Annotated in this window: 1 pseudogene; it reads left to right on the top strand. The window is 61.8% G+C overall.

Annotated features, from left to right (window positions below):
• Positions 1 to 336 precede the first annotated feature (336 nt).
• Positions 337 to 1,412, top strand: a pseudogene (locus ASG57_RS31310) (methyl-accepting chemotaxis protein); the annotation flags it as partial.

Below are 1,412 nucleotides of genomic sequence, written 5' to 3'. Positions count from 1 at the left end.
CTCGGAAGAGGTGCTCAATTCGGCCAAGACCCTGTCGAGCGAGAGCACCCGCCTGCGCGCCGAGCTCGACCGCTTCATGGCGACGATCAGGGCCGCGTAAGCTCGCGGCCTCCTCCCCGGCCTCCGCCCTCTCGCCTCCAGCGGAGATGGGGCAGCAATCGATTTGTAACGGCGCGATAAGGCGCGCCTTAACGATTGTCCGCATCACCTAACCGGTAGTTGAGGCGCCACAAATTTACCACAGCTTATCCTTTGCCCGATAACGTGCAGAGGAGCCGGGAAGCGGGCTGCTTCCGGGCTGCGCCTGGTTTTCCGCGAATGGAATGGGGTGGGGGAATGTCGGTGAAGTCCACGTCGAGCAAATCGAAGCTGCCAACGCTGCGTTTTCGCGCAAAAATCATCCTCGGGTTCGTGGCGGTGCTCGCCATCCTCGCCGTCAGCATGGCGTTTGCCTATTTCGGCTTCGAGCGAATCGCAGGCGCCGTGGCGTCCTACCGCATCAGCGTAGCGGAAGCCGATCTGGCGCGGACGGTCGATCGTGAGCTGATCGCTTATCAAGGGCTGGCACGGGCCTATACCCTGACCGGCGCGGCGGATGACGAGACCGCAGCCAAGGCCGCTGAAGGCAATCTGAAGAGCGCGATCGCCAAGTCGATGGCCGCCACGACCGGCGCCGCCCGACGCGAGCAGGTCGGCAAGCTCGAGACCGAATTCCAGAGCTTCACGAAAGTCTTCAGCGAGATCATCAAGCTGACGCGCGAGAACAACAAGATCGCGACCGACGAGCTCAACAGTGTCGGCAACAAGATCCGCTTCAAATTCGACGATCTCGCCGATACCGCAGCACTGGCGGGCCTAAACTCGGTCCAGAGCACGGCCAAGGACGTGACCTCGCAATATCTGGCAGTCTCAACTTCGGTCAGCGCCTTCGTGGCCAAGCCGGAGCCGAAGACGGCCGACGGCGTGATCGCCCGCATCAAGTTCCTGGAAACGCTGCTGGTTTCCATCTACGCGAATGACCAGAAGATCACGGACCGCGTCAAGGAGATCGGCGATCTCTTGAAACAGTACCGGGCCTCGTTCGCAAAGCTGACCGAAAATGTGAAAGTCATCGTCAAGCTGAACGGCGAGATGACCAAGACCGCGGCGACGATCCTCAAGCTCTCGGCCGATCTGCGTTCGGATCTGACTGCCGACCAGCAACGCATCGAGACGAGCGCCAATAGCACCATCCTTGAAACCCAGCAGCTGATGCTGATGATGGCGTTGGGCGGGCTGGCCGTGGGCATCGTGCTGGCCTTGTGGCTCGGCAACGGCATCTCGCGTCCGATGATCGCGATGTGCAAGGCGATGCGCGAGCTCGCCGCCGGCAATTTCGACGTCGTGCTGCCCGGCCTCGGCCGCAAGGACGA

Origin of the sequence: Bradyrhizobium sp. Leaf396, from assembly GCF_001424605.1 — a bacterium.
In the GTDB taxonomy this organism is placed as follows: Bacteria; Pseudomonadota; Alphaproteobacteria; order Rhizobiales; family Xanthobacteraceae; genus Bradyrhizobium; species Bradyrhizobium japonicum_C.
This window is presented reverse-complemented; position numbering and strand designations above follow the sequence as displayed.